Raw genomic sequence first — 20,541 nt, forward strand, 5'->3', positions numbered from 1 at the left:
GTAATGAGTCGGGCAGTCACTCCGTCACGGCGATGGTCTGCCGGGCGATCTCCAGCTCCTCGTTGGTCGGGACGACCAGGACCTCGACGCGCGAGGCGTCCGTGGAGATCCGGCGGATGCCGCGCCCGCGCTGCTCGTTGCGGGCCGGATCGATCGCGATCCCGGCGAACCCGAGCGTCTCGAGTGCCGCGGCACGCACCTGCGGAGAGTTCTCGCCCACGCCCGCGGTGAAGGAGATGACGTCGACCCCGCCGAGCTCCGCGAGGTACGCGCCGGCGTAGGCGCGCAGCCGGTGGGCGTAGACCTCGAACGCGAGCGTGGCCGCCTCGTCGCCGCGGGCGACGCCTTCCTCGATGTCGCGCATGTCGGAGACCCCGGCGAGGCCGAGCATTCCGCTGCGCTTGTTGAGGAGGTCGTCGAGCTGCGGGATGGTCATCTCGGCGCGTCGGGCGAGGTGGAAGATCACCGCGGGGTCGATGTCGCCCGAGCGCGTGCCCATGACGAGGCCCTCGAGGGGCGTCATCCCCATCGACGTGTCGACCGAACGACCGCCGTCGATCGCCGTGACGGATGCGCCGTTGCCGAGGTGGAACACGATCTGGCGCAGCTCGGCGAGCGGTCGCCCGAGGTGAGCGGCCGCGGCTTCGGAGACGAACTTGTGGGAGGTGCCGTGGAAGCCGTAACGGCGGACGCGGTGGGCCTCGGCCAGCGCGGTGTCGATCGCGTAGGTGTAGGCGGCAGGTGGCATCGTCTGGTGGAAGGCGGTGTCGAAGACCGCGACGTGCGGCAGGTCGGCGAAGGCCGCCTTCGCCGCGCGGATGCCCTGCAGCGCACCGGGGTTGTGCAGCGGCGCGAGCACCGACAGCTCGTCGATGTTGATCTCGACGAGAGGCGTGATGAGCGTGGGCTCGAAGAACCGCGCGCCACCGTGGACGACACGGTGGCCGACGGCGACGGGCGGATGCTGCTCGAGCGACGGGCCGTTCTCGGCGAACGCGTCGAGCATGAGCTGGAAGCCGGCCGTGTGGTCGGCGATCGGCAGCTCGCGCTCGGAAGTGGCGTCGGTGGCGGTCACGGCAGGCTCGCCGGCAGCGGCGGGCGGGAAGAACACGGTGTGCTTGACCCGGCCCTGCTCCTGCCCGATGCGCTCGACGAGACCCGATGCGTGAGGGATGCCGGTCTCGGCGTCGATCAGCTGGTACTTGAACGACGACGAACCGCTGTTGATGACGAGCACGATGCTCATGCGGATGCCCCTCCCTGGGCCTGGATCGCGGTGATCGCGATCGTGTTGACGATGTCTTCGACGAGGGCTCCGCGGGAGAGGTCGTTGATGGGCTTGTTCAGGCCCTGCAGGACGGGGCCGATCGCGACGGCACCGGCCGACCGCTGGACGGCCTTGTAGGTGTTGTTGCCCGTGTTCAGGTCGGGGAAGACGAACACCGTCGCCTTGCCTGCGACGGACGACCCGGGCATCTTCTTGGCCGCGACGGCGGCGTCGGTCGCCGCGTCGTACTGGATGGGGCCTTCGACCAGCAGCTCGGGAGCGCGCTCGCGGACGAGGGCGGTGGCCGCGCGCACCTTGTCGACGTCGGCGCCGGTCCCCGACTCCCCCGTCGAGTACGACAGCATCGCCACGCGCGGGTCGATGCCGAACTGGCGGGCCGTCTCGGCCGACGACACGGCGATGTCGGCGAGCTGCTCGCTCGTGGGGTCGGGGATGACGGCGCAGTCGCCGTAGACGAGGACGCGGTCGGCGAGCGCCATGAGGAAGACGCTCGAGACGACCGAGACGCCCGGCTTCGTCTTGATGATCTCGAAGGCCGGACGGATCGTGTGCGCCGTCGTGTGCGCGGCACCCGAGACCATCCCGTCGGCGAGACCGAGGTGCACCATGAGCGTGCCGAAGTACGACACGTCGGTGACCGTGTCGGCCGCCTGGCCGTACGTCATGCCCTTGTGCGCGCGGAGGCGCTCGTACTCGCGGGCGAACTTGTCGACGTGCACGGCGTCGAAGGGAGAGAGGATCTCCGCTCCGCGCAGGTCGAGACCGAGCTCGAGCGCGCGCGAGCGCACCTCGATCTCCTCTCCCAGCAGCGTGATGTCGGCGATGCCGCGGGCGAGCACGATCGAGGCCGCGTGCAGCACGCGATCATCGTCGGCTTCGGGGAGGACGATGCGGCGGCGGTCGGTGCGGGCCCGCTCGACCAGGCCGTAGGCGAACATCAGCGGGGTCACGACGGTCGAGCGTGCGAGCCCGAGTGCCTCGGTGAGCTCATTGGTGTCGATGTGCCGCTCGAACAGGGCCGCCGCCGCCTCGTAGTGGCGCCGGGAATCGGCCGCGAGGCGCCCGCGGGTACCCATGATGCGGGCTGCGGTCTCGTAGGTGTCGAGGTCGGTCGCGATGATCGGCAGCGTCTCGCCGACGCCGTCGATCAGACGGTCGACCGCCTCGGGCAGGGGGAATCCGCCGTTGATGACGATCGCCGAGAGCGAGGGGAAGGTCCCCGACCCGTGCGCGAGCAGGGTGGCGAGCAGAACCTCGGCACGATCGGAGGGAATGACCACGACCGAGCGCTCGCTGAGCCTCGGCAGCACGTTGACCATCGACATCGCACCGATGACGACCCCGAGCACCTCGCGCCCCAGGAGGTCGGCGTCGCCCTTGACGAGCGACCCCTCGACGGCGGCGAGGACGGTGCTCACCGACGGCGAGACGAGGAAGCGGTCCTCCGGCACGGCCCAGACCGGGACGTTCTGCGGTACCGCACCGCGCACGGCCTCGACGATCTCGTCGAGACGATCGCCGTCGGCACGGTTGGCGACGACGGCGAAGAGCTCGGCGCGGTCGCCCCGCAGCTCGGCGACGGCCAGCGAAGCGATCTGCCCCATCTCGTCGGGGGTGCGTGCCGCGGCCGAGCCGAGCTTCTCGCCGCCGCCCTGGCCTGCTCGGCCGCCGAGCACCAGCAGGACCGGCGCCCCGAGGTTCACGGCGATGCGACCGTTGTAGCTCAGCTCGGCGGGAGAACCGACATCCGTGTAGTCGCTGCCCATGATGACGACGGCGTCGCACTTGGCCTCGACCGACTTGTAACGCTCGACGATGCGGGAGAGCGCACCGTCGGGGTCGCGCCGCATGTCGTCGTAGGTGACCCCGATGCACTCGTCATACGCGAGGTCGACGCCGTCGTGGTCGAGCAGCATCTCGAGGACGTAGTCGCGTTCCTCCGTCGACCGGGCGATCGGCCGGAAGACTCCGACGCGAGGCGCGACGCGGCTGAACGCCTCGAGCACCCCCAGCGCGATGATCGACTTCGCGGAATGGCCTTCTGCGGACGTGATGTAGATGCTCTGAGCCACGGGTTCAGCCTAAGAGGGAGAGGCCTGACCACGAGCCGTGAATATCCCCACGGGTCGTGGCGGCGGGTGCCGCAGGCCACGACGGTGGGGGAAAAGTAAGACTCTCCGCGAACCCGGCAGAGCCCGGTTACCCTTGCTACGTTTCCGTCCTGGGGGAGTTGGCCTGGATGCCGCCTCGCGGAGAGCTGTCACCATCCTAACCCGGAACCTGAGTCCTCCCGTCACCGGGGACGGTTAGGCTCTCGCCAGATGGGCGCGACGCGGCGGGGCACGCGGCGCCGAGAACGAGGGGATCGCATGACCAACGACGGCACCCAGGCGGCTTTCGGCCCGGACCGGTTCGCCGCCACCACCGAGGCGATCTCGGCGAGCATCGCCCGCGTCATCGACGGCAAGCCCGAGGCGGTGCGCTCCGCGCTCGTGTGCCTCCTCGCCGAGGGGCACCTCCTCATCGAGGACGTGCCCGGGGTCGGCAAGACGATGCTCGCGCGGGCGCTCGCCGCGACGGTGGATGCCACGGTGCGCCGCATCCAGTTCACCCCGGATCTGCTCCCCGGCGACGTCACGGGCGTGAGCGTCTTCAACCAGGCCGATCGCGAGTTCGAGTTCAAGCAGGGGGCGATCTTCGCCCACATCGTCATCGCCGACGAGATCAACCGCTCCTCCCCCAAGACGCAGTCGGCGCTGCTCGAGGCGATGGAGGAGCGTCAGGTGACGGTCGACGGGCGAACCCACGCTCTACCCGCGCCGTTCCTGGTGGTCGCCACGCAGAACCCTCTCGAGATGGAGGGCACCTACGCCCTGCCGGAGGCGCAGCGCGACCGCTTCATGATGCGGATATCGATGGGCTATCCCGATGCGGCCTCCGAGGCGCGGATGCTGCGAGAGCGCGACACCGTCAACCCGCTCTCGTCGCTCGCACCGGTCATCACCGCACGCGAGGTGCAGGATCTCATCGCGTGGGCCCGCAGCCTGCACGTCTCACCCGCTGTCGAGGAATACGCGGTCGCGATCGCGCGGGCGACCCGCGACCACCGCGACCTGCGCCTCGGGGCCAGTCCGCGAGCCACGCTGCAGCTGGTCCGCGCCGCGAAGGTGTGGGCAGCGCTCGACGGGCGCCCCTTCGTCATCCCGGACGACATCGTCGCCCTGCTGCAGCCGGTCTTCGCTCACCGACTCATCCCGGCACGCACGACCGGCGCCTCCCGCGGCAAGAGCGGTGCCGAGGTGGTCGAGGCCGCGCTCGCCGACATCGCCGCGACGGTGCCGGTGCCTCTCCCGGTCCGCTGAGCCCGCCATGTCCGCTTCTCCCGCCCCGGCTCGACGCCGGCTGCACCCGCTGGGACGCGTTCTCCGACGGATGTGGCCGCTGACGCCGCGCGGGGTCGGCGCGGTCGTCATCGGCATCGCCGCCATCGTCTGCGCCCACGCCTTCGGCGTCGTGGAGCTGGTGTACGTCGGCGTGCTGCTGCTCCTGATCGTCGCGCTCGGGTGGGTGTCGCTGTGGTTCGTGCACCGCTACGGGGAGGTATCGCGCTCGTTCTCCCCCGACGTCGCCGCGGTCGGAACCGAGAGCGTCGTCACGGTGCACGCGACGGCGCGCGGCGGTCTGTCCGGCGCGATCGCACGATGGACCGACATCCTGCCCGAAGGCGTGGAGGGCGAGGCCTCCGGGATCCTGGCCGGCGCCGCAGCCCTCGACCACGTCCGGCTGACCTACCGCATCCGGGGCACGCGACGGGGCATCCGCGACGCGGGACCGTTCTCGATCGTCGTCACCGATCCGTTCGGGTTCACGCGTCGCAATGTGCGGGCGGGTGGCGTGGAGCCGATCACGGTCGCGCCGGCGACGGTGACGCTGCCTCCCCTGACGGAGTACCCCGGCGAGGCAGGCGGCAGCCTCCACACCGCGACCCATCAGCTGGGCGAGGGCGCCGACAACCTCATCCCCCGGGCCTACGCCCCCGGCGACTCGATGCGGCGCATCAACTGGCGTGCCAGCGCGCACCACGACGAGCTGATGGTGCGTCAGGAGGAACAGGAATCCACCCCGGAGGCGACCGTCGTGCTCGATCGCGCGGCGGCGCGCTGGGCTCCCGCCGCGTCACGACCGGGCGAGGACCCGACGTTCGAGGCCGCGGTGACCGCCACGATCTCGGCCGCCGCCCGTCTCGCCCGCGAAGGCTACGACGTCACCGTCATCGACACGGATGCGCACCCCATCGGCGCACCCGTCCCGGCGGGAGACATCGTCGCGGTCGAGCAGCTCGCCCTCGACCTCGCGACGATCGTCACCGGATCGGACGACCGTCTGGCCTCGCTCCCCCGCCTCTTCGCGGGCACCGTCGCCGGTCCCGTCGTTGTCGTGTCGGCGCGGGTCACCGCCGCCGATGCCGAGGCCCTGGCACCATTGGTCGCTCACAGCGCGCTCCCCGTGCTGCTGGCCGCCGATTCCTCGGACGACGCCCTCGAGCGGGCGTCCGCGGCCGGCTGGCGGGCCGCCGCCCTCTCCGCCGACGGCGACCTCACCGAGACCTGGCGCGCCGCGACCGAATGGGGGACGGCTCGTGCCCGCTGATCCGTCACGCCGGTTCTGGCGCCGCCCGGCGCCGATGCCCGCGCGCGGTGAGCTGACTCGAACCGGTGACGTGCGCCTGGCGACGGCCCTCCTCGTCGCCATCATCGCGGCGATCCTTCCGCTGCTGCGCGTCGTCGCCGCCGGCACGTGGCTCGTCGTCGCGGTCACGGTGGCCGCGGCCGTGCTGCTTGTCGGCATCGGATTGCGACGACTTCGCACGCCCGCCGTCGTCGTGACTCTGACCGAACTGGTGGCCGCCGGCGCGCTCGTCACCGCGGTGTACTTCGGCGACACCGCGTTGCTGCTGGTGATCCCGACGCCCGGAACATTCGCCGAGGTGCCCTCTCTCGTGGCGGGCGCGAGCGACCAGATCATCAACGGCATCGCGCCGCTCTCGGCGGAGCGGCCACTGTCAGCCCTGGCCGTGACCGGTGTCGCGGCTCTCACGGTGCTGCTCGACCACACCGTCATCACCGCGCGGATGCCCGTGCTGGCGGCCATCGCTCTCGTCGCGGTATGGCTGATCCCCGCCCTGTCCGTCCCTTCCGCCGTCGACCTGGTCGGGTTCGTCGTCTTCGCCGCCGCGCTGCTGCTGCTCATCCGCGCCGAGACCCGGTCTCGCGAGCGCGCCCTCGCCCGATCCGTCGCCGCTGCGGAGAAACCGCGCGGTGAGGCGGCCTCCGCCGCGCGTCCGCGCCGCGCGGGAGCGGTGCTCGCCGCCGGCCTGGCCGTGACCGCGATCGTCGCGACCGTCATCGTGGTCCCGGAACTCCCCCGCCCGGCGCCCCGCATCGGAGTCGGCACGGGGCCCGCCACGACCATCAATGCCAGCCTCGAGCTCGGCGACGACCTGCGACGCCCCACGGACGTCGAGGTGCTGACGACGCGCACCAACGCGCCGAGCATGCCGTACCTGCGGGCGGCGACGCTCTCTCGCTTCGATGGCCGGGTGTGGGAGCCCGACCGCGACGAGACCACACCGCTCACCCCCGAGGCGCTCGGTCCCGTCGTCGCCGACCCCGACATCCGTGTGACGGAGTACCAGACAACCGTCAGCATCACCCAGCTCTCGTCCGCCTGGCTGCCGGTTCCCGGCCCGGCCGTGCGCGTCGATGACCTCTCGGGCGCGTGGGAGGCGATGCCATCGAACCGCACGGTCATCGCAGGAGACGCCGTCACGCAGGGCCAGGAATACGTCACGACGACGCACGTCGTGCGACCGACCCTGGAGCAGATCCAGGCGGCCGGGACCACGATCGACGGCCTCCCCGAGACGGTCAGCGAACTGCCCGCCGAGATGCCCGCCTCGATCGAGCGGACGGCGCGCGAGGTGACCGCGACGGCGGAGAACGACTTCGACCGGCTCGCCGCCCTCCAGCGCTGGTTCCGCAGTGGGGAGTTCACGTACTCGCTCGACGCTCCGGTCTCCGACGGGTTCGACGGATCGGGCGTCGATGCGATCGCCGACTTCCTCGAGGTCCGCAGCGGCTACTGCGTGCACTTCGCCTCGGCGTTCGCCGTCATGGCGCGGACACTCGGCATGCCTTCCCGCATCGTCGTCGGATACCTGCCCGGGACGCTGACCGGCCGGGTCGCCGACGGCGAGAGCGTCGCGACGGTGCTCAGCTCGCAGCTGCACGCGTGGCCGGAGGTGTATTTCGCCGGCATCGGCTGGGTGCCGTTCGAGCCCACCAACAGCCTCGGGACCCCCGCCACCTACACGCGATCCACTCAGCCGGTGCCGGACGACGGCGGGCAGGACGTGCCTCCGGCGCCCGCGCCGCAGCAGACGGCGACGGTCGCGCCGGACGGCGTGCCCACACCGACGCCGACCGCCTCGACGGGGACGGGAGCGGGCTCCGGGACGTCGCCCCTCTCGCTCGTGCTGCCCTACGGCGGAGTCGCCCTCGGCTTCGCGGCCCTCGTGCTGCTGCCGGCCCTCCTCGGAGCGGCGCGGCGGCGGTGGCAGGCGACGGCGGCTGAACGCGGCGATGTGCTGGCCGCGTGGCGCATCGTCCGCGAGAGCGCTCGCGACGTCGGCCTGCGCGTGGACGACGCCGAGAGCCCCCGTGCCCTCGGCATCCGGCTGGCGGCGGTGCCGACGGTTCCCGCGAACAGGGTCGAGCCCCTCGTCGCCGCGGTCGAACGCGCGAGCTACGGCGTTCCCGGCAGCGAACGCGACGCGGAGATCGGCCGCGCCGCGGCATCCGACGCCCTCGCCGTCCGCCGTGGGCTGCTCGCGTCCGTCTCGACGCCGCGGCGGATCGGCGCCGTCCTGCTCCCCCGCGCCCTCGTTCACGCCTGACCTACCCGCTACGCGCGCCCCGTGCACGCCGATGGGGCGCACTTCCTGAGGTCGAGCGCAGAAGAAGCTGCGCCGGATGCCGGAAAGTGCGCCCCATCGCGGGTGGGCGCGAGCGTCAGGCCCGGACGGAGGGCTCCAGCTCGTCGGCGCTGTCGTCGGCGAACGGGTCGCCCGAGCGCTCCGCGTCGTACAGCTCGCGGTCGAGGATGCCCTCGCGCTTGGCGACGATCGTCGGCACGAGCGCCTGGCCTGCGACGTTGACCGCGGTGCGCCCCATGTCGAGGATCGGGTCGATCGCCAGCAGCAGGCCGACGCCCTCGAGCGGCAGGCCCAGGGTCGTGAGCGTCAGTGTGAGCATGACGGTCGCGCCGGTCGTACCCGCCGTCGCCGCCGAGCCGACCACCGACACCACCACGATGAGCAGGTACTGCACCGCGTTGAGCTCCAGGCCGAAGAACTGCGCGACGAAGATCGCGGCGATCGCCGGGTAGATCGCGGCGCAGCCGTCCATCTTGGTCGTCGCCCCGAACGGCACGGCGAACGAGGCGTACTCGCGCGGGACACCGAGGTTGCGCTCCGTGACGCGCTGCGTGAGCGGCAGCGTGCCGATCGAGGAACGCGAGACGAACGCGAGCTGCACGGCGGGCCAGACACCCGAGAAGTACTGCCGGATCGACAGGCCGTGGGTCTTCAGCAGCACCGGGTACACCACGAACAGCACGAGCGCGAGGCCGATGTAGATCGCCACGGCGAACCAGAGCAGCGTCGTGAGCTTCTCCCAGCCGTAGGTGACGACAGCGGATCCGATGAGGCCGAGGGTGCCGATCGGGGCGATGCGGATGATCCACCAGAGCACCCGCTGGACGACCTTCAGGGCCGACTCGGTGAACGACACGAACGCCTCGGCGCGCTTGCCGAGCTTGAGGGCGGCGATGCCGATCGCGACCGAGATCACGATGATCTGGAGCACGTTGTACCCGACGCTCGAGCTCGCGGCACCCGTCTCGGGGTTGATCGAGGTCGACACCGACAGACCGAGGAAGTTCTGCGGGATGAGGCCCGTGAGGAAGCTCCACCACGAGCCGACGCTCGAGGGGACGTCGGGCGTGAGCTCACCGGCGTCGACACGCGCGCCGGGCTGGATCGTGACGCCCAGCACGATGCCGATCGTCACGGCGATCAGCGCGGTGATCCCGAACCAGAGCAGCGTCTGGCCCGCCAGGCGCGCGGCGTTCGTGACGTTGCGCAGCTGCGTGATCGAGGCGACGATCGCGAGGAAGATCAGCGGCACGACCGCCGTACGCAGCAGTGTGACGTAGCCGCTGCCGATCGTCGACAGCGTCGCGGCGAGCCCGTTCGGGTTGCCCTCGGCATCGGGCCCGAGCTGACGTGCCAGCAGGCCGAGGAGGACGCCCGCGACGAGGGCGATCGTGATCTGGAAGCCGAACGAGCGGTAGAAGGGCTTCTTCCGCTTCGCCGGGGCGGCGGCGTTCTTCGAGGTGGCAGAACTCATGGTGGTGCTCCTGAGAGGGATGACGTCGCGATGGCGACCCACCGACGCTAAACCCGATTCGAGGTCGTCGGGGCCATATGACCCTCCGTGACACCCGCTGACTCCGACACGCCGTCGCTTTCGGGACACGGCCGCTCTGATGTCTGCCGGAGTCGGCAGCGGGGCGGTCCGGGCCGTCGCCGCCACCCCAGAATGAGCGCATGATCCGTGATCTCGACCGTCTCCTCACCCCGCCGACGCCCACCGCCGCGCTGGCTCTCGAAGCGGTGAGTCAATGGTCCTCGCCCGCGCTCGTGAACCACGGCATCCGGTCGTGGGCCTGGGCGCGGCTGCGCGCCGAGGCGCTCGGGCTCGACCACGACCCCGAACTGCTGTTCGTCGCCGCAATGCTCCACGACCTCGGCGTGACGCCGGCGTTCGACGCGCACGAGATGGCGTTCGAATCGGCCGGCGGGGCGGCGGGGTGGCTCTTCGCGGCCGGTGCGGGGTGGCCCCCCGAGCGCCGCGAACGCGTGCGCGAGGTCATCGAGCGGCACATGTGGCTGAGCGTCGACCCGGCACTCGACCCCGAGGGTCACCTGCTGGAGGTCGCGACGAGCCTCGACGTCTCGGGAGTCGCGCCGGAGCTGTGGGATGCCGCGACCCTGCGGGCGGTCACCGAGCGGCATCCGCGCCGAGACTTCACCGCGCAGTTCGCGGGATGCATCCACGCGCAGGCGCGCCGCAAGCCCGGCACCGCCGCGGCCCGGCTCGACGCGTCGGAGCGCATCAGCGAGGGCGGGCGGGTGTGGGACGGCATCCTGGCATGACGAAGGGCGCCACCCGGATGAGTGGCGCCCTTCGTTGTGGCGGAAGTGACAGGATTTGAACCTGCGAGGCGAGTTACCCCGCCTACATGGATTCCAGCCATGCTCCTTAGGCCGCTCGGACACACTTCCGTCGTCGAGTTTATCAGTCCCCGGCGTGCTCGCCCGCCGCGTCGGTCTCGGGCCGCGGAGCTAGGCTCGTGATGTGACTGATTCCTCTCTCGTCCTGGTCGCCAACGCGGGTGACAGCACCATCAGCGTGTTCCGTCTCGACGGCGACGCCCTCGAACGACTCTTCGTCGCCGAAGGCCTCACCGGAACCGGCACCTTCGCCATCGACGGCGAGCGCGACCTGGTCTACGCCGGGGTCAAGGGCGCGTCCTCGGACGAGCCTGCTGCGATCGTCACGCTCACGCTCGATCGCGGCACGGGCGAGCTCACCCCCCTCTCGCGGTTCGCGCTTCCGGACGGGTCGGTCAGCTACATCGCGCTCACCCGCGGGGGCACGGCGCTGCTCGCTGCGTCGTACGGCGGCGACTACGGCCTCGTCGCCCCGATCACCGACGGCGTGATCGGCGACCCTACCGGCCGCGTCGAGTTCGCCAAGCTCCACTCGGTGCTGCCCTCCTCCGACGGCCGCTTCGCCTACTTCGTCTCGCTCGGCGACGACCTCGTCGGGCAGTTCGCGCTCGGCGACGACCTGACGCTGACTCCGGTCGGCTCGGGCACCGCCGCAGCGCCCGCCGGCAGCGGCCCCCGCCATCTCGTGCTCAACAGCGCCGAGGACGCTGTCTACGTCATGACCGAGTACTCCGGCGAGGTGCTGCACTACATCCGCGATCTGGAGACGGGCGGCCTGCAGCTGCACTCCCGGGCCAACGCGGTCGACCCGGCCGCCGGGCTCGTGCGCGGTGAGATCGGCGGCGACCCGGTCGCCAACCACGCCGTCTGGGGCGCCGACATCCACTTCGGCGCGGACGAGCGGTACCTCTGGATCTCGGAGCGTTCGACGAGCACGCTGGGCGCCGCGCCCGTCGCCGAGGACGGCACCGTGCAGGACGTCGCGTCCTTCATCCCCACCGAGCCGCAGCCGCGCGGATTCGTCCTCTCCCCCGCCGGCGACCGCCTGATCGCGGCGGGCGAGAAGTCGCGCACGGTCTCGCTCTACGCCGTCGACGGTGCCGAGCTGAAGCTGCTCGAGCAGGCCGAGACCGGCGCGGGCGCGAACTGGGTCCGCTTCGCCTGACCCGCGGCGCCCCGGGTACCGTGGATGAGGTGGCCCTCTCCTCTCGCACCGCTACCCGTACCCCGCGCCCGAGCATTGAGCTCGAGGTGGTCGGAACCGAACGCCTCTCGGCGCACCTGGTGCGCGTGACCCTCGGCGGCGAGGGCTTCGCTGCGTTCCAGAACCGGCCCGAGACCGATAAGTACGTCAAGCTGAAATTCACGACCCCCGCGCCCGAGTCGGCGCCGGTCACTCGGACGTACACCGTCCGTCGGGTGGATGCCGTCGCCGGCACGCTCTCGATCGACTTCGTCGTCCACGGCGACGAGGGCCTCGCCGGACCGTGGGCGGCGCGCGCGCAGGTGGGCGACCGGATCGAGCTGATGGGACCGGGCGGCGGCTACGCCCCGGATGCCGCGGCCGACTTCCACCTCTTCGCCGGTGATCTGTCGGCCGCTCCGGCCATCGCGGCGACGCTCGAGGCCCTGCCGTCGGATGCGGTCGGACACGCGTTCATCGAGGTGGAGTCCGACGACGCGATCCTCGCCCTCGAGGCGCCCGCCGGGGTAGAGGTTGAGTGGATCGTCGACCCCACCCACGATCCCGAGGCTCTCGCCGCCGTCGTGCGGCAGTACGACTGGCCGGCGGGCGACGTGCAGGTCTTCGCCCACGGCGAGCGCGAGTCGATGAAGGCTCTGCGACGCGTGCTCTTCGACGAGCGCGGACTCGACCGCGGCCGGGTCTCGCTGTCGGGCTACTGGGCCCGTGGGCGCAACGAGGACCGGTTCCAGGCGGAGAAGCGCGAGCCCATCGGCCAGATCCTCTGACCAACCCGGTCTCTACAAACCTGCGGGAATGCCGGGGCCGGTTCCAACGGTTCACCTCCCCATGACCACTGTGGGAATCATCGGAGCAGGACACATCGGAAGCGCTCTCGCCGAGGGGCTCGTCGCACGCGGCTACGACGTCGTGATCGCCAACTCGCGCGGGCCGGAGACGCTCAACGATCTCGTCGCGAAGCTCGGCGACCGTGCACGGGCGGCGACCGCCCAGGATGCGGCAGAGGCGGCCGATTGGGCCGTCGTCACGGTGCCGCTCAAGGCGCTCGAGGACATCCCCGCCGAACCACTGGCGGGCAAGATCGTGCTCGACACGAACAACTACTACTGGGAGCGCGACGGCCGCATCGCCGAGCTGGAGGCGAAGCGCACCACGACGTCCGAGATGGCGCAGCGGCACTTCGCCGAGTCGAAGGTCGTGAAGGCGTTCAACCACATCCCCGCCGCCGACATCAACACCGGGGGCTCCCCCGCCGGCACCCCCGACCGTCGGGCGCTCGCGACCGCGAGTGACCACCCGGATGCCGTCGCGCACGTCACCGCGCTCTACGACGAGTTCGGCTTCGACACCGTAGACATCGGTTCGCTCGCCGAGAGCTGGCGGGTCGAGCGCGACCAGCCCGCCTACGTCGTCCGGCAGAACGCCGACGAGCTGCGCGCCAACCTCGCCCGCGCCCAGCGCTGAACGAAGCGCGGCTACGCCTCCGCGGGCCGGTTCGAGCGGATCACCATCCCATCGAACCCGGGATGCCCTTGAACGGGCCCGCGAGGTTCGACGTCACCCAGCCGCCGTAGAAGCCGCCGGGCTGAGGCACGACGACCTCGCCGTCGACCGTGCACCGGTCCATCCCTCCCGCATAGACGGCGACGCGGCCGACGAGCTCCTCATAACCCGGCGACGGGTTCGGGTACCCCCACGCGGCGCGCTCGCGTACCGCCGTGCCGCGCACGACATCGAAGTACTCGGCTGCGCCCTTGAACTCGCAGTACGAGCTGCCTGCCGCCGGGACCAGCGAGCCGGGCACGAACGCTGCGGCCGGCAGGTAGTACACGGGCGGATGGCTCGTCTCGAGCACCCGCACCACGTCGTCGGTGTCGACGATCGTGACAGCGGCGAAGTCGATCGTCACGCGCGAGTGAACGCGTTCGAGGCGGGGCGGACGGGGATAGTCCCAGACGGACTCCTGTCCGGGACCGACAGGATCGGGAGTGGGGCGGCGCATGCCCGACAGGTTACGCGCGGCGAGCGACATCCCGGCTGCGAGACCGCTCACCGCGGCGCGAGCGCAGCGAACGGATGCCGCGGGCGACGAGGCGCCATCCGACCAGAAGCGCGAGCAGCGTCAGCGTCGCGACGATCACGAACGGCAGCGCCGTCCCCTGACCCGACACGGCGCGAAGCAGCATCCCGCTGACGACAGTGACCGCCCACACGACGAGACCCGTCGGCACGATCCCGGTCGGCGATCGCCATGCCCGCACGGCCACCCACGCCACCAGCAGGCCGGCGAGGAACGGCCACGAGGTCTGCCAGAGGCCTGCGAGCACATCGGAGTCATGGCTCGCCCGGCCCGTCGCCGCGAACGCCACCACGAGGACGGCATCGAGCAGGAAGGCGAGGACGGACGCACGGATCATGTCCCCATCCTCTCCCGCCACAGCGGTGTCGGCCGCCCTCGATAGCGTCGCAGGCGTGCGACTGCTCCTCCTCTCCCTGCATCCCGGCGCGCTGAGCTCGTTCCTCGACGGCTGTGACCGTCCGGGCCCGATCGTGTACATCGACGACGCGCAGGCGGCGTTCCGCGATGCGCCCTTCGTCGCCGCCGAACGCGAGGCGGTGAGCTCGTGCGGCCGCGACGTGATCGACGCGACGCTGCGAGACACCGCCCCCGAGGACGCGGACCGTCTGCTCTCGCGTGCGGGGGCGGTGTACGTCGCCGGCGGAAGCACCTTCGCTCTGCTCGAAGCCCTGCGGATCTCCGGCAACGACGACGTCCTCGTCGACCACGTCCGGCGCGGGCTCCCGTACATCGGACTCAGTGCCGGATCGATCGTGGCGGGACCGGATGTGACGCCCGCATCGCTCATGGACGATCCTGCCGACGGTCCCGCGCTCGAGAACCACGAAGGGCTCGGCCTGATCGATGTCACGCCGATCCCCCACGCCGACGGAGCACTGCCGCCCTACCCGCCGGAACTGATCCGCCGCACCTTCGACACCTACGGACCGGACTTCGCGCTCCTCGCGCTACGCGACGATCAGGCGCTGCTCGTCGAGGACGGCAGCGCCACGGTGATCGCCTCGCGCTGAACCCGCGCATCCCATGCTTCGCCCAGCATCCGCTCCTTCCTAGACTCGGAAGGCGTCCGCCGCGCCTGCTCCGGACGAGAGAACAGATCCGAGGCCCATGTCTTCTCCCGATGCGACGGCGGCGACGGCCGCATTCCGCGCCGCCCGCGACTTCCTGCTCGACAACGCGCACTCCCCCGAGGCAGCCCACGCCGGGTTCAGCTGGCCCGACGTCGGCGACCACTTCAACTGGGCCGTCGACTGGTTCGACGCCATCGCCTCGGGCAACGACCGCATCGCCCTGCACGTCGTCGACGAGGACGGCAGCGAGACGCGGGTCACGTACGACGAGATGCGTCGTCGCTCCAACCGCGTCGCCAACTGGCTCACGGGCCTGGGCGTCGGGCACGGCGATGCCGTCATGCTCATGCTCGGCAACCGTGTCGAGCTGTGGGAGGCGATGCTGGCGATCCTCAAGATCGGTGCCGTCATCCTGCCGACCTCCGTCGTGCTGGGCGCCGACGACCTCCTCGAGCGCGTCGACCGCGCCGACATCCGCGCCGTCCTCGCCGACCCGGTCGACGCCGCCAAGTTCGACGGGATCGCGGGCGGCTTCGAGCGCATCGTCGTGGGTGGCGAGCGTCCGGGATGGCACTCGTTCGCGGACGCGGCCGACGCCGACGACGCGGCACCCGGTGTCGTCGTGGCCTCCGACGATCCGGCCATCGTCTACTTCACCTCCGGCACCACGTCGCGACCCAAGATGGTCGTGCATACGCACGTGAGCTATCCGGTGGGTCACCTGTCGACGACGTACTGGATCGGCGTCCGTCCCGGCGACATCCACATGACGATCAGCGCCCCCGGCTGGGGCAAGCACGCGTGGAGTCTGTTCTTCGCGCCGTGGATCGCCGAGGCGACGATCTTCGTCTACAACTACTCCCGCTTCGATGCCGCACGCCTGGTCGATCAGCTCGACCGCAACGACGTGAACACCTTCTGCGCCCCGCCGACGGTCTGGCGCATGCTGATTCAGGCCGACCTCGAGAAGCGCCCCCGCGCACTGCGCGAGCTTCTCTCGGCGGGCGAGCCCCTCAACCCCGAGGTGATCGACACGATCCAGCGCTGGTGGGGACTGCAGATCCGCGACGGCTACGGGCAGACCGAGCTGACGGCGGTCATCGGCAACACCCCGGGAGTCGCCGTCAAGCCCGGCGCGATGGGACGCCCGCTCCCGGGCAACGACATCGTGCTGATCGACCCGCTCACCGGACGCATCGGAGATGAGGGCGAGATCTGCCTGCCGACCGCGCCGACCCGTCCGCTCAACCTCATGCCCGGCTACCTCGGCGAGCCCGAGCGCACCGCCCGGGTCGACCACGACGGCTACTACCACACGAGCGATGTCGCCGTCCGCGACGCCGACGGACAGCTGACGTTCGTCGGACGCACCGACGACGTCTTCAAGGCCAGCGACTTCAAGGTCTCGCCCTTCGAGGTGGAGTCGATCCTGTTGACGCACCCCGCGGTGGCCGAGGCGGGCGTCGTCGGGGCGCCCGACGCCGTACGGCTCAACATCGTGAAGGCGTACGTGGCGCTCGCGGCATCCTGGGAGGAATCCGCCGAGACCGCGCGGGCGATCCTCGCGCACGCCCGCGAGCACATGCCGCCGTACATGCGGGTGCGCCGTGTCGAGTTCTTCGAGCTGCCCAAGACGATCTCGGGCAAGATCCGCCGGGTCGAGCTGCGCGAGCGCGAGGTGGCCGCGGCGGATGCCGGCGAGCGCGTGACGACCGAGTGGCGCGAGTCGGACTTCCCCGACCTCAAGGGCTGAAGCGCGGGTCGCCTGCCGCTCAGGCGAGCCATTCGCAACCCCTGGCACGCGCACAGGCGGCGGGAGAAGACTGAGGGTGTCCCGACAGCCTCAGCAGAAGGAGCCCCCGTGCCGCAGAACATCGCCGAACAGATCGTCGCTCAGCTGATGGATGCGGGGGTGAAGCGGATCTACGGCATCGTCGGCGACTCGCTCAATCCGATCGTCGACGCGGTGCGACGAACCGGAGGCGCGGCGGAGGGCGGGATCGACTGGATCCACGTCCGCCACGAGGAGGCCGCCGCGTTCGCCGCCGCCGCTGACGCCGAGCTCACCGGCGAGCTGGCGGTGTGCGCGGGCAGCTGCGGTCCCGGCAACCTGCACCTGATCAACGGACTGTTCGACGCGCAGCGATCGGGTGTGCCGGTGCTCGCGATCGCCAGCCACATCCCGAGCCTGCAGATCGGGTCGGGGTACTTCCAGGAGACGCATCCCGAGCGCCTCTTCACCGAGTGCAGCGACTACTGCGAGATGATCCTGACGCCCGAGCAGTCGCCGCGCGTCGTGAACTCCGCGATCCGTCACGCCACCGCGGGGTCGTCCGTCTCGGTGATCGTGCTGCCCGGTGACCTCGCCGAGTTGCACTCGACCGGCGAGTTCCCGCCATTCGTCGCCGCTCGCCCCGGTCGCATCGCGCCGGACGAGCGTAGCGTCGCCGACCTCGCGGCCGCCATCGACAAGGCCGAGAAGATCGCGATCTTCGCGGGCGAGGGCGTACGCGACGCCCGCGAGGAGGTCATCGCGTTCGCCGAGCACCTGCAGGCACCGATGGGGCACTCGCTGCGCGGCAAGCAGTGGATCCAGTACGACAACCGATTCGACGTGGGCATGTCGGGTCTGCTCGGCTACGGCGCCATCGACCAAGCGATGCACGAGGTCGATCTCCTCCTCATGGTGGGCACCGACTTCCCCTACGACCAGTTCCTCCCCGACGGCGCGAAGACCGTCATCGCGCAGATCGACGTCGATGCCCAGCGGCTCGGACGTCGAGCGGGCGTGACGCATCCCATCCACGGCGATGTCGGCCTCACCCTCGCGGCCCTGCGCGCACAGACCGCTGCGAAGACCGACGACACGTTCCTCGAGCACACGCTCAAGCGGTATCGGAAGGCGATGAAGGACTCGGTGGCGGCGTACACCGACTCGGATGCGCAGCCGATCCATCCCGAGCGCGCCATGTCGGTCATCGACCGGGTCGCGGCATCCGACGCCGTCTTCACCGCCGACACCGGCATGGGCAACGTCTGGCAGGCCCGCTATGTCACTCCCGGGCCCGAGCGCCGTCTGCTGGCGTCGTGGCGGCACGGGTCGATGGCCAACGCCCTCCCCCATGCCTTCGGAGCGCAGATGGCGTATCCCGACCGGCAGGTCATCGCGATCGCGGGCGACGGCGGACTCTCCATGCTCCTCGGCGAGCTCATCACCGTCGCCGCCTACGACCTGCCGCTGAACGTGTTCGTCTTCAACAACTCGACGCTCGGGATGGTCAAGGCCGAGATGCTCGTCGCCGGCTTCCCCGATTTCGGCGTCGACGTGCCGATGGTGGACTTCGCCGCCGTCGGGCGCGCGCTCGGGTTCCACGCGCAGCGCGTGACCGACCCGTCAGACCTCGAGGTCGCCGCCTCCGCCGCCCTCGCGCACCGCGGTCCGTCCATCGTCGACATCGTCACCGACCCCGATGCCCTCTCGATGCCGGCGTCGATCACCGCCGAGCAGGTCGCGGGCTTCGGGATGTCGATGGCGAAGATGGTGCTCGGCGCGAAGGACTCCGGGGGCATCGGCGCGGTGCTCGAGACGGCGAAGTCGAACATCAAGCACATCCGCAGCCTCTGATCCCCGCCGGCCCGCGCCCGCCCCGCCCGTGTCCGCCGATACATTCGTCGGAGGCGCGAGGCCGGTGCAGTCTCGCCGCTTCCGCGAGACGACACCAGCCCCGCCGGTCCGACGGGTGTATCGCCTCAGGCGAGGTCGGCGGGCAGCGGGAAGCGCAGCACAGCGGCCACGGGCGCGCCGTCGGGCAGATCGGTGCTGCGGACGGCCCGCACCCGACCGCCCGAGCCCAGGACGCGCGCGGCGATCTCGTCGAGGATCGCGTAGGTGCTCGGCCCGGCGTCGGGCGCGCGGGTGATGTGCCCGGCCTCGTCGATGACGCCCTCATGCTCGAAGGCCAGGTCGAACAGCAGCTCGTCGACGGCGGCGGTGCTCGCGGCGACGGCGGCCTCGCGGACGGATGAGGTCGCGAGCCCCTGCGCCCGGAGCGAGCCGAATCGCTCACGCCACTGCGCGAGCTCATCCTGCTCGTGGGCGTCGAGGATGTCGCGCGCCGCCTGTTCGAGATCGGCGCTCGAGAGCGAGTCCGGGTGCGCGTCGATGCCGCGCTCCAGCAGCAGGCGGTGGGTGTTGACCGCGCGGTAGGCCGGCTCGAGGTCCTGGGATGCGGCGAGGATCAGCGGAACGTCGGCGGGAACGACGCGCACGACGGCGTCCTGGATGATTCGGCTGAACTTCTCGCGCTCGATGCGGTCGCCCGTCGTCCCCTGCGGCCTCGGCATGTCGCGCTGGCCGTCGGTCGTGGTGTGCTCGAGCGCGGCCCACAGGTCGTCGGGAAGCTCGAGTCGACGCTCGGTGAGCCCCAGATCGGGCCCGAGTTCGCTGAGGCGGCCGCCCTCGCGCGACACCTGGATGACGAATGCTCGACGCGGGAACGACACGGCGCGCAGCAGCTGACCGGCGTCGAAGCGGTCGCCGACCGATGCGCGCGCCTCGAGGCGGCTCGGCAGACGGAACGCCTCGACGCGGCCCGGGGATGCGAGCACCACCGTCGAACGCGACTGGCTCTGCCAGAACTCTTCGTCGTCGAGCAGCGCGCGCAGCGATGCGAGCACCGCGTCACGATCGGCGTCGTCGACCTCGGCCTCGGCCAGTTGTCGGGCCGCCTCGTCGATGCCCTCGCGCAGCTGGAGCTGCGCGTGATGCCGATCCGTGGGGATCGGCGACGACGGGGCCACGATCGTCACGCTCGCGGGGTGGCGGGCGCCGATGAGGTCGAGCAGGGATGCGGTCTCAGGAAGATCGGATGCCAACATCGTCTCAGGGTAGGCAGACGACCGCGCGCGGCGTCGAGGGGTTGCATCCAGCCGTGGATGCCGTTAGGTCGTGAACCCGGCGAGACCCGATCAGGCGAGGAACTCCCACGGGTCGAAGGTCTCGATCGGGATGACGCGCACGCGCGGCAGCGGGGCATCGAACGCGTGCACGTCGTACTCGAGGTCGAAGAACTCGACGCCGGGGATCGCCGTCAGCTCGCTGCTGCGGAACTCGGAGAACGCGAGCACGCCCACGCGTCGGTCGGGCCCGGTCAGGGCGGCCACCTCGGCGACGAAGTCACGGTCGTGACTGACGAGCACGACGTCATCGGTCCGCTCCTTCAGCGCCGCGAGCGTGCGCTGGATGGCGATGTCCACGACCTTCTCGTCAGCGTCGCCCGACAGGGGAACCGGCTTGTAGCCGAGCGCCAGCAGAGCCTGCACGAACGACATCGGGAGGTGATTGCTGGCGTTGAGGAAGAACAGGCCGCGCGCCGGCTGCTTCCACTGCTCGTCGACGAACTGCAGCAGCCGGTCCCAGCGGGGGCGCTCGTCCGGCAGCGGGCGACGGCCGAGGATCGACTGACCGAGCGTCGCGTCGATGTTCTCGCCGTCCACGAGCAGCCACGTCACGCGTTCGGTCATGAGGTCCCCTGTCTGCGGATG

At 71.0% G+C, this 20,541-nt stretch carries 17 protein-coding genes, 1 tRNA gene and 1 other RNA gene; 10 read left to right on the forward strand and 9 right to left on the reverse strand.

Translation table 11 applies throughout. The features are described 5' to 3' along the window. Positions 1-16: 16 nt before the first annotated feature. The 3 genes from ACI2K6_RS04695 to ffs all read right to left on the reverse strand — a co-directional run bounded on the left by ACI2K6_RS04695 (position 17) and on the right by ffs (position 3,550). On the reverse strand, positions 17-1,246 hold the full coding sequence (locus ACI2K6_RS04695) for an acetate/propionate family kinase (protein ID WP_282502264.1): 1,230 nt from the start codon (positions 1,244-1,246) through the stop codon (positions 17-19). After that, positions 1,243-3,360: a phosphate acetyltransferase gene (gene pta / locus ACI2K6_RS04700; RefSeq protein WP_404568181.1), complete on the reverse strand. Its 2,118-nt coding sequence runs from the start codon at positions 3,358-3,360 to the stop codon at positions 1,243-1,245. Before pta ends, ACI2K6_RS04695 begins: the two co-directional genes overlap by 4 nt. A 93-nt stretch (positions 3,361-3,453) precedes the next feature. Then, positions 3,454-3,550, reverse strand: an RNA gene (gene ffs, locus ACI2K6_RS04705) — signal recognition particle sRNA small type. 107 nt (positions 3,551-3,657) lie between these two features. On the opposite strand from ffs, the gene ACI2K6_RS04710 reads away from it, so the two are divergent. Genes ACI2K6_RS04710 through ACI2K6_RS04720 form a run of 3 tightly spaced genes read left to right on the forward strand, consistent with a single transcriptional unit; the run spans position 3,658 to position 8,243 of the window. Then, on the forward strand, positions 3,658-4,650 hold the full coding sequence (locus tag ACI2K6_RS04710) for an AAA family ATPase (RefSeq protein ID WP_404568182.1): 993 nt from the start codon (positions 3,658-3,660) through the stop codon (positions 4,648-4,650). 7 nt (positions 4,651-4,657) lie between these two features. Beyond that, the gene (locus ACI2K6_RS04715; protein ID WP_404568183.1) at positions 4,658-5,938 is read left to right on the forward strand and encodes a DUF58 domain-containing protein; all 1,281 of its coding nucleotides are present in this window, start codon (positions 4,658-4,660) and stop codon (positions 5,936-5,938) included. Then, positions 5,928-8,243: a transglutaminaseTgpA domain-containing protein gene (locus ACI2K6_RS04720; protein WP_404568184.1), complete on the forward strand. Its 2,316-nt coding sequence runs from the start codon at positions 5,928-5,930 to the stop codon at positions 8,241-8,243. Before ACI2K6_RS04715 ends, ACI2K6_RS04720 begins: the two co-directional genes overlap by 11 nt. Positions 8,244-8,358: 115 nt before the next feature. Here ACI2K6_RS04720 and ACI2K6_RS04725 read toward each other — a convergent pair whose 3' ends face one another. Continuing rightward, entirely contained in the window at positions 8,359-9,756 is a 1,398-nt protein-coding gene (locus ACI2K6_RS04725) for a dicarboxylate/amino acid:cation symporter (protein WP_269266728.1), read from the reverse strand. A gap of 200 nt (positions 9,757-9,956) precedes the next feature. Between ACI2K6_RS04725 and ACI2K6_RS04730 the strand changes: the two genes are divergently transcribed. Further along, the gene (locus ACI2K6_RS04730; RefSeq protein ID WP_404568185.1) at positions 9,957-10,565 is read left to right on the forward strand and encodes an HD domain-containing protein; all 609 of its coding nucleotides are present in this window, start codon (positions 9,957-9,959) and stop codon (positions 10,563-10,565) included. 37 nt (positions 10,566-10,602) lie between these two features. Here the strand turns inward: ACI2K6_RS04730 and ACI2K6_RS04735 are convergent. Then, positions 10,603-10,694 (reverse strand) — tRNA-Ser (locus tag ACI2K6_RS04735). Between the two features lie 73 nt (positions 10,695-10,767). On the opposite strand from ACI2K6_RS04735, the gene ACI2K6_RS04740 reads away from it, so the two are divergent. The 3 genes from ACI2K6_RS04740 to ACI2K6_RS04750 all read left to right on the forward strand — a co-directional run bounded on the left by ACI2K6_RS04740 (position 10,768) and on the right by ACI2K6_RS04750 (position 13,311). Further along, positions 10,768-11,808, forward strand: a complete 1,041-nt coding sequence (locus tag ACI2K6_RS04740) for a lactonase family protein (RefSeq protein ID WP_404568186.1) — start codon at positions 10,768-10,770, stop codon at positions 11,806-11,808. Positions 11,809-11,837: 29 nt separating this feature from the next. Next, positions 11,838-12,614 carry a siderophore-interacting protein gene (locus ACI2K6_RS04745; RefSeq protein ID WP_404568187.1) on the forward strand — a complete coding sequence of 259 codons (777 nt, stop codon included), beginning with the start codon at positions 11,838-11,840 and terminating at the stop codon, positions 12,612-12,614. Between the two features lie 61 nt (positions 12,615-12,675). After that, the gene (locus tag ACI2K6_RS04750) at positions 12,676-13,311 is read left to right on the forward strand and encodes an NADPH-dependent F420 reductase (RefSeq protein ID WP_404568188.1); all 636 of its coding nucleotides are present in this window, start codon (positions 12,676-12,678) and stop codon (positions 13,309-13,311) included. 40 nt (positions 13,312-13,351) lie between these two features. On the opposite strand, the gene ACI2K6_RS04755 is transcribed toward ACI2K6_RS04750, so the two are convergent. Then, the gene (locus ACI2K6_RS04755) at positions 13,352-13,849 is read right to left on the reverse strand and encodes a DUF427 domain-containing protein (RefSeq protein WP_112615023.1); all 498 of its coding nucleotides are present in this window, start codon (positions 13,847-13,849) and stop codon (positions 13,352-13,354) included. A 10-nt stretch (positions 13,850-13,859) separates the two neighbouring features. Continuing rightward, a complete protein-coding gene (locus ACI2K6_RS04760; protein WP_269266736.1) occupies positions 13,860-14,264 on the reverse strand; it encodes a DUF3054 domain-containing protein in 405 nt (134 codons plus the stop codon). A 55-nt stretch (positions 14,265-14,319) separates the two neighbouring features. On the opposite strand from ACI2K6_RS04760, the gene ACI2K6_RS04765 reads away from it, so the two are divergent. From ACI2K6_RS04765 to ACI2K6_RS04775, 3 genes are all read left to right on the forward strand, one after another. Beyond that, positions 14,320-14,937: a Type 1 glutamine amidotransferase-like domain-containing protein gene (locus ACI2K6_RS04765; RefSeq protein WP_404568189.1), complete on the forward strand. Its 618-nt coding sequence runs from the start codon at positions 14,320-14,322 to the stop codon at positions 14,935-14,937. A gap of 97 nt (positions 14,938-15,034) precedes the next feature. Beyond that, positions 15,035-16,750, forward strand: coding sequence for an AMP-binding protein (locus tag ACI2K6_RS04770; RefSeq protein WP_282502253.1), 1,716 nt, complete (start codon positions 15,035-15,037; stop codon positions 16,748-16,750). A gap of 108 nt (positions 16,751-16,858) precedes the next feature. Next, on the forward strand, positions 16,859-18,622 hold the full coding sequence (locus tag ACI2K6_RS04775; RefSeq protein WP_404568190.1) for a thiamine pyrophosphate-dependent enzyme: 1,764 nt from the start codon (positions 16,859-16,861) through the stop codon (positions 18,620-18,622). 125 nt (positions 18,623-18,747) lie between these two features. On the opposite strand, the gene ACI2K6_RS04780 is transcribed toward ACI2K6_RS04775, so the two are convergent. After that, positions 18,748-19,875 (reverse strand): hypothetical protein, encoded by a 1,128-nt coding sequence (locus ACI2K6_RS04780; protein ID WP_404568191.1) that lies wholly within the window; start codon positions 19,873-19,875, stop codon positions 18,748-18,750. 90 nt (positions 19,876-19,965) lie between these two features. After that, entirely contained in the window at positions 19,966-20,520 is a 555-nt protein-coding gene (locus ACI2K6_RS04785) for an NYN domain-containing protein (RefSeq protein ID WP_282502250.1), read from the reverse strand. Positions 20,521-20,541 lie beyond the last annotated feature (21 nt).

It is taken from the genome of Microbacterium sp. NPDC006705 (assembly GCF_044903545.1).
In the GTDB taxonomy this organism is placed as follows: Bacteria; Actinomycetota; Actinomycetes; order Actinomycetales; family Microbacteriaceae; genus Microbacterium; species Microbacterium plantarum.